The following is a 6,584-nucleotide window of genomic DNA, read 5'->3' as shown; positions in this document are numbered from 1 at the left end:
GAGGACGACGACCTCGGCGAGGCCGTCGAGGCGGGCACGGTGATCCTCGCCGGTGTCGTGCCCTCCACCGACACGGCTGTGTCGGACCCGGCCGGCGACGACGGACTTGCCGGATTCGACCAGCCGGTCGAGCAGCCCGAGCAGCTGCTCCACGTCGGCGAGGTGCAGGCCGGTGGTCGGCTCGTCGAGGACGTAGACGCCGCCCTTCTCCGCCATGTGGGTGGCCAGCTTCAGCCGCTGCCGCTCGCCGCCCGACAGCGTGGTCAGCGGCTGTCCGATGGCGAGGTAGCCGAGGCCGACGTCGGCGAGCCGCTGGAGGATCCGGTGCGCGGCCGGGGTGCGCGCCTCGCCCGCGCCGAAGAACTCCTCGGCCTCGGTCACCGGCATCGCCAGCACCTCGCTGATGTCCCGGCCGCCGAGCCGGTACTCCAGCACCGAGGCGTCGAACCGCCGGCCCTCGCAGTCCTCGCAGGTGCTGGACACGCCGGCCATCATCGCCAGGTCCGTGTAGACGACCCCGGCGCCGTTGCAGGTCGGGCAGGCGCCCTCGGAGTTGGCGCTGAACAGCGCCGGCTTCACGTCGTTCGCCTTGGCGAAGGCCTTGCGGATCGGGTCGAGCAGCCCGGTGTACGTCGCCGGGTTGCTCCGCCGGGAGCCGCGGATCGGCGTCTGGTCGACCGCGACCACCCCGTCCGCCCCGGGAGTCCGCCCCGAGAACAGGGACCCGCGGACCAGCGAGCTCTTGCCCGAACCCGCCACACCGGTGATCACCGTCAGCACCCCGAGCGGCACGTCCACGTCGACGTCGCGCAGGTTGTGCGTCGACGCGCCGCGGATCTCCAGCCGGCCGCCGGGCGTCCGGAAGTCCTTCTTGAGCGCGGCCCGGTCGTCGAAGTGCCGGCCGGTGACGGTGCCGCTCGCCCGCAGACCGTCCAGGGTGCCCTCGAAGCAGACGCTGCCGCCCGCCGTGCCGGCGCCCGGGCCGAGGTCCACGACGTGGTCGGCGATCGCGATCGTCTCCGGCTTGTGCTCGACGACGAGCACGGTGTTGCCCTTGTCCCGCAGCCGCAGCAGCAGCTCGTTCATCCGCTGGATGTCGTGCGGGTGCAGGCCCGCGGTGGGCTCGTCGAAGACGTAGGTGACGTCGGTCAGCGCCGAGCCGAGGTGGCGGATCATCTTGACCCGCTGCGCCTCGCCGCCGGACAGCGTGCCGGCCGCCCGGTCGAGCGAGAGGTAGCCGAGCCCGATCTCCACGAAGGAGTCGAGGGTCCGCTGCAGCGAGGCCAGCAGCGGCGCCACCGAGGGCTCGGCGAGGCCGCGGACCCACTCGGCGAGGTCGCGGATCTCCATCGCGCAGGCGTCGGCGATGCTGATCCGCCCGATCTTCGACGCCCGGGCGCCCTCGCTCAGCCGGGAGCCCCCGCACTCGGGACAGGTCGTGAAGGTGACCGCGCGGTCCACGAACTCCCGGATGTGCGGCTGCATCCCCTCCCGGTCCTTGGAGAGCATCGACTTCTGGATCCGCGGGATCAGGCCCTCGTAGGTCATGTTGATCCCGGCGATCTTCATCCTGACCGGCTCGTGGTGCAGGAAGTCGTGCAGCTCCTCCGCCGTGTAGTCGCGGATCGGCTTCCCGGGGTCGTAGAAGCCCGACTCGCTGTACAGCCGGTAGTTCCAGCCGCCGGCCTTGTAGCCGGGCACGGTGATCGCGCCCCCGGCGAGCGACTTGGCCTCGTCGTACAGCTCCGCGTGGTCGATGTCGGTGACCGAGCCGCGGCCCTCGCAGCCCGGACACATGCCACCGGTGCGGTTGAAGGTCGCCTTCACCGTCTTCCGGTCGCCCCGCTCGACGGTGATCGCCCCGCTCGCCCGGACGGACGGCACGTTGAAGGCGTACGCGCTGGGCGGGCCGATGTGCGGCTCGCCCAGCCGGCTGAACAGGATCCGCAGCATCGCGTTGGCGTCGGTGGCGGTGCCGACCGTGGAGCGGGGGTCGGCGCCCATCCGCTGCTGGTCGACGGTGATCACGGTGGTCAGCCCCTCGAGGACGTCGACCTCGGGCCGCGCCAGCGTCGGCATGAAACCCTGCACGAAGGCGCTGTAGGTCTCGTTGATCAGCCGCTGCGACTCGGCCGCGATGGTGTCGAACACCAGCGAGCTCTTGCCCGAGCCGGAGACGCCCGTGAACACCGTCAGCCGGCGCTTCGGGATCTCGATGCTGACGTCCTTGAGGTTGTTCTCGCGCGCGCCGTGCACGCGGATCACGTGGTGGCTGTCGGCACCGTGCATGGTGGGCGGCTGCCCGTCCGTCCCCGTGGCCCTGCTCATCGTCTCTCCGTCCGTCCGTCCGTCGGGCGGGCCGCGTCCGCGGTCACCGCCGGCCTTGCCCGGTCCGATCCAACCAGCCCGGGCGCTGCGCCCGGTGCACTTCCGCCGATACGGCCGCGGCCCGTCCGCCACCCGGTGGGGCGGGGTCGGGCCGCGGCCGCGGACGGCTCAGCCGGTCTGGTTGAAACGGACCAGGTTGCCCGCGGGGTCGCGGAAGGCGCAGTCGCGCACCCCGTACGGCTGGTCCATCGGCTCCTGGACGAACTCGGCGCCGCCCGCCTTCAGCTTGTCGAAGACGCCGTCCAGGTCGGCGGTGGCCAGGGTGATCCGGGCGTAGGTGCCCTTGGCCATCATCTCGGTGATGGTGCGGCGCTCGTCCTCGGTGACGCCCGGGTCCATGCCGGGCGGCTCCAGGACGATCGACATGCCGGGCTGCTCCGCCGGGCCGACGGTGATCCACCGCATCGCACCGTTGCCGACGTCGTTGCGGACCTCGAAGCCGAGGAGGTCGCGGTAGAAGGCCAGCGAGGCCTCCGGGTCGGTGTGCGGGAGGAAGGTCCACTGAATGGTGATGTCCATGGCTGCCACGCTAGCCGCGCGGCGGTGAGCAGGGCTTCTCCATTCCTGACCGGTCCGCGGCGCCCGCCTGGGGCCGGGCGGCGCGGTGCGGGATCGCCGTCCGCCCGCGGTCCGGCGGCCCGACCGGACGCACCGGCCGTTCACCCGACGGGTAGGGGCCGGCGGGTCCGATCGGCCGCAGCGGTGAAAGGGCGTCCGTGACACGGCAGTCGGGACCTGGTGACACGCGTTCGAGTCGACAGCATCCGCGGGGATCCCGGTCTCACACACGGGCCCGTCGGCCGGGGGCCGCCGACTCGTCCGCCCCTGCTGGAGCGTGCCGACCTCCGGCGATGTCGTCGACGACCGCTGCGTCAGAGGGCCCGGGTAGGGTGGCCGACAAGATCACGGCAGGCGGCGCCGGGGCTGCTCGGAGCGATCGGGGATGTGCCGGTGAGTTGGTGGACCAGGAAGCCGGAGGGCGAACGGGCGCGGTGGGTGCTCGACCCGTTGGCGGGGATCGGGCCGTTGCGGTTCGGGATGAGCCCCGACCGGGTGAAGGCGGCTCTGGAGGGGGCGGACGTCCTTTGTTCGCAGAGCACGGAAGGCGGGCTGTCCTGGCAGCAGTACCGCGGCGCGGGCGTGACCGCGATCTACGGGCCGGGCCGCGTCTGGTCGCCGTGGCGGTCGACGCTCTGTCCGGACCGCTGGTGCGGCTGGGGGACGTGCAGCTGATCGCCCGGGTGCCGTCCGAGGTGTGTGCGGACATCCACGAGCTCGCCCGGCGGCACGGGGTCTCGGTGCGGGTGAACCGGGGCGGTGATCCGGAGGTGGCGGCCTGGGGGTTGTCCATGGGCGCGGTGCAGGACTGGGGGTTGTCGGCCGAGGGATACGCGGAGCGGAGGGACGCGGTGATCACCGATGCCCTGGTGGTCGGCCCCGAGCAGGCCGAGGACCCGTACACGGCCACGCCGGTCATCCGGTGGCACGACGTTCGCGATGCGGAGACGAACTCCGGGACGTGGCCGGTGACTCCGGACCGGGACCGGCCCCGCTGGGACTGGACGCCGCTGGAGCGGGTCGGCCCGCTCGGGTTCGGGATGAGCCCGCACCAGGTGGCCGCCGCGCTGGACGGTGAAGCGCCGGCCGCCCGCCGGGGGTGGTACCGGTGGTCGGGGCACGGCGAGGGACAGTGGAACCTGAGGGAGGAACAGTTCGACGCGGCCGGGGTGACCGCCCACTACTGGTACCTGGAAGGCTTCCCCGTACTTGCGGCCGTGACCGTGCACGGGCGCACCGGGCCCCAGGTCGACCTGGAGGGCATCCGGCTGATCGGCCGGCCGGTCTCCGAGGTCGACGCAGAGGTGATCCAGTACATCGAGGACCGAGGTACGGGCCGGCTGGTCTATGGCGGCGGTCCGGGGCCGGAGGGGCTCAACATGTACGTCCGGGCCACCCGGGCCGGGGACACCGTTGTCAGCGGGGCCCGCTTCTTCGCACCAGACTGGGAGGACCGCGGCTGACGCCGCTGGCGACGTGATCTCGCTGAACGACGTCCCGCACGCCAGGAAGCCGGACCCGCCGCCCGGGAGGAACTCGTCTCGCGGCCGGCCCGCCCACCCCGGTGCCCCTCCGCGGCAGCCCGCGGCGGGGCACCGCCCCTCCGCTAGGGTGCCCGGATGACCGACACAGACCCCCTGGTGGCCGTCCTGGCCGGCCTCCTCGTCGACGTCGTCCGCCACCTCGACGAGTGCGAGGACGACGAGGTGGACCCGGACACCGCCGTGAAGCTGATGGAGGGTGTCGCCGCCGAACTGCTCCACCTGCCCGGGGAGCAGCGCACCCGGTTGCTGCGGACGGTCGCCGACCTGGCCGAGGCCGAACCGGACCGGGCCCGGCAGGAGTTCCTGCGGTCCTTCCCGTTCAGCTGCGGCCTGGTGGACGGCTGACGGTTCTCCGCTCAGCCGCCCGCCGCGGCGGCCGCCGCGAGCAGGGTGTCCGCGGCCGCCGTGCGGGCGTACAGCACGGAGCGGCCGACGCGGTGGGCCGTGGTCAGACCGGCGGCGCGCAGCGCGGTCAGGTTCTCGGAGACCGCGGCCGGCGACAGGGCGGTGCGGCGGGCCAGTTCGGTGGTCGAGGCGGGGGAGTCCAGCTCCGCCAGCAACCGGGCGCGGGTGCGGCCCAGTACGGCCGCCAGCGCCTCGCCCCCGTCCCCGGACGGCGCCTCCCAGAGAGAGCCGATCCCCCGGGCGGGGTAGGCGAGTTGCGGCGGGTCAGGCGGCGTCACCCGGGTGAACGGGACCGGACCGGTGAAGACCGACGGGATCAGCAGCAGCCCGTGACCGGCCGTCGGCCGGGAGAGCGCGCTCGGCCGGCGCAGCAGCCGCAGGGTGTCCTCGTCCCACCGCACCGAGGCGTGCAGACCGCCCAGCAGGTGCGCCGCGCCGCGCTCCGCGACCTGCCGCGCCCGGTGCGCCACGTCCGCGTCCAGCACGGCCCGGATCCGCGCCCAGTACGGCGCGAGCGCCAACTCCCAGTACAGCCGCACCTCCTCGGCCACCCCGGCGAGCCGGGCCTCCGGCCGGGCGTACAGCGCCTCGGTGCGCGGGCCCAGCCCGCCCTGCTCGCGCCGCAGCCGGTCCAGGTCGCGGCGGACCCGCTCCGGCGGGGTCGCCAGGATGCCGTCCACCTCCTCGGCGAGCTCGGCGACCGGCGCCGCGGGCGTCGGATTGAGGAAGTCCGGCACGTACCCCGACGGCGGCACCAACTCGGCGAGGCGGCCCCGGTCCAGACCCGCCGCGGCCAGCCGCGGCCGCACCTGCTCGGCCCACCGCCGGTGCACCGGATGCACCACCCCCGACCGCAGCAGCCGCAGACTCGGCCCCACCTCCCACATCGGCGACACGGCGAACCGCATCTGCGCCAGGTCCCGCACCGAGAAGACCAGCTCCGCCACCCGCGCCCCCGCCCGGATTCGCCCCTGCCCGAATCAATGGCGGTCACTCTACGGCCCCGCCGATGATGCCGGGCATGACCTCACAGACCATCACCCCGGCCGCGGCCGCGGCCGGCACCTGGGCCCTCGGCGACCTGACGGTCAACCGGCTCGGCTTCGGCGCCATGCGCCTGCCGCAGACCGGTCCCGCCCTGGTCCGCCGCGCCGTGCCCCGCGACCGCGAGCAGGCGATCGCCGTGCTGCGCCGCGCCGTCGACCTCGGCGTCGACCACATCGACACCGCCGCCTTCTACTTCTCGCCGCTGCGCTCCGCCAACGAGCTGATCAACCGCGCCCTGGCGCCCTACCCCGACGGCCTCGTCATCGCCACCAAGGTCGGCCCCGGCCGGGACCGCTCCGGCCGGTGGCTGCCGCACGCCACCCCCGAGCAACTGCGCGGCCAGGTCGAGGAGAACCTGCGCCAGCTCGGCCGCGACCACCTGGACCTGGTCAACCTGCGGGTCGTCGGCACCGACCCGGTCGCCGACCGCTTCGGCGCCCTCGCCGAACTCCGCGAGGCCGGCCTGATCCGCCACCTCGGCCTCTCCAACGTCACCGCCGCCCACCTCGCCGAGGCCGCGGCGATCGCCCCGGTCGTCTGCGTGCAGAACCCGTACGGCATCGGCAGCCCGCCCGAGCAGGAGACGCTGCTCCGTGCCTGCGGCGAGCGGGGCACCGCCTTCGTGCCGTTCTACGCGATCGC

Annotated in this window: 6 protein-coding genes; 3 read left to right on the top strand and 3 right to left on the bottom strand. The window is 73.9% G+C overall.

What is annotated here, in order from left to right:
• Window positions 1–2,328: excinuclease ABC subunit UvrA (locus tag ABZ641_RS22340; RefSeq protein ID WP_359984254.1), on the bottom strand; the 2,328-nt coding region annotated here is incomplete at its 3' end.
• A 168-nt stretch (window positions 2,329–2,496) separates the two neighbouring features.
• Window positions 2,497–2,907, bottom strand: coding sequence for a VOC family protein (locus ABZ641_RS22335; RefSeq protein ID WP_359984251.1), 411 nt, complete (start codon window positions 2,905–2,907; stop codon window positions 2,497–2,499).
• Between the two features lie 659 nt (window positions 2,908–3,566).
• On the opposite strand from ABZ641_RS22335, the gene ABZ641_RS22330 reads away from it, so the two are divergent.
• Window positions 3,567–4,409 carry a hypothetical protein gene (locus ABZ641_RS22330; protein WP_359984248.1) on the top strand — a complete coding sequence of 281 codons (843 nt, stop codon included), beginning with the start codon at window positions 3,567–3,569 and terminating at the stop codon, window positions 4,407–4,409.
• Between the two features lie 156 nt (window positions 4,410–4,565).
• Entirely contained in the window at window positions 4,566–4,835 is a 270-nt protein-coding gene (locus tag ABZ641_RS22325) for a hypothetical protein (RefSeq protein WP_359984245.1), read from the top strand.
• An 11-nt stretch (window positions 4,836–4,846) separates the two neighbouring features.
• Here ABZ641_RS22325 and ABZ641_RS22320 read toward each other — a convergent pair whose 3' ends face one another.
• Window positions 4,847–5,803: a helix-turn-helix domain-containing protein gene (locus tag ABZ641_RS22320; protein ID WP_344625546.1), complete on the bottom strand. Its 957-nt coding sequence runs from the start codon at window positions 5,801–5,803 to the stop codon at window positions 4,847–4,849.
• Between the two features lie 113 nt (window positions 5,804–5,916).
• On the opposite strand from ABZ641_RS22320, the gene ABZ641_RS22315 reads away from it, so the two are divergent.
• Window positions 5,917–6,584: aldo/keto reductase (locus tag ABZ641_RS22315; RefSeq protein ID WP_359984243.1), on the top strand; the 668-nt coding region annotated here is incomplete at its 3' end.

The sequence above is a fragment of the Kitasatospora sp. NPDC007106 genome, from assembly GCF_040634455.1.
Classification (GTDB): Bacteria; Actinomycetota; Actinomycetes; order Streptomycetales; family Streptomycetaceae; genus Kitasatospora; species Kitasatospora arboriphila.
Note: the sequence above shows the minus strand (reverse complement) of the source record. Positions and strands in the feature narration are given on the sequence as shown.

What these genes read in the sequence shown, in the direction of transcription:
- ABZ641_RS22325 (WP_359984245.1), top strand. Translation starts at nt 4,566, where the DNA reads ATGACCGACACAGACCCCCTGGTGGCCGTCCTGGCCGGCCTCCTCGTC.
- ABZ641_RS22335 (WP_359984251.1), bottom strand. Translation starts at nt 2,907, where the DNA reads ATGGACATCACCATTCAGTGGACCTTCCTCCCGCACACCGACCCGGAG.
- ABZ641_RS22320 (WP_344625546.1), bottom strand. Translation starts at nt 5,803, where the DNA reads ATGCGGTTCGCCGTGTCGCCGATGTGGGAGGTGGGGCCGAGTCTGCGG.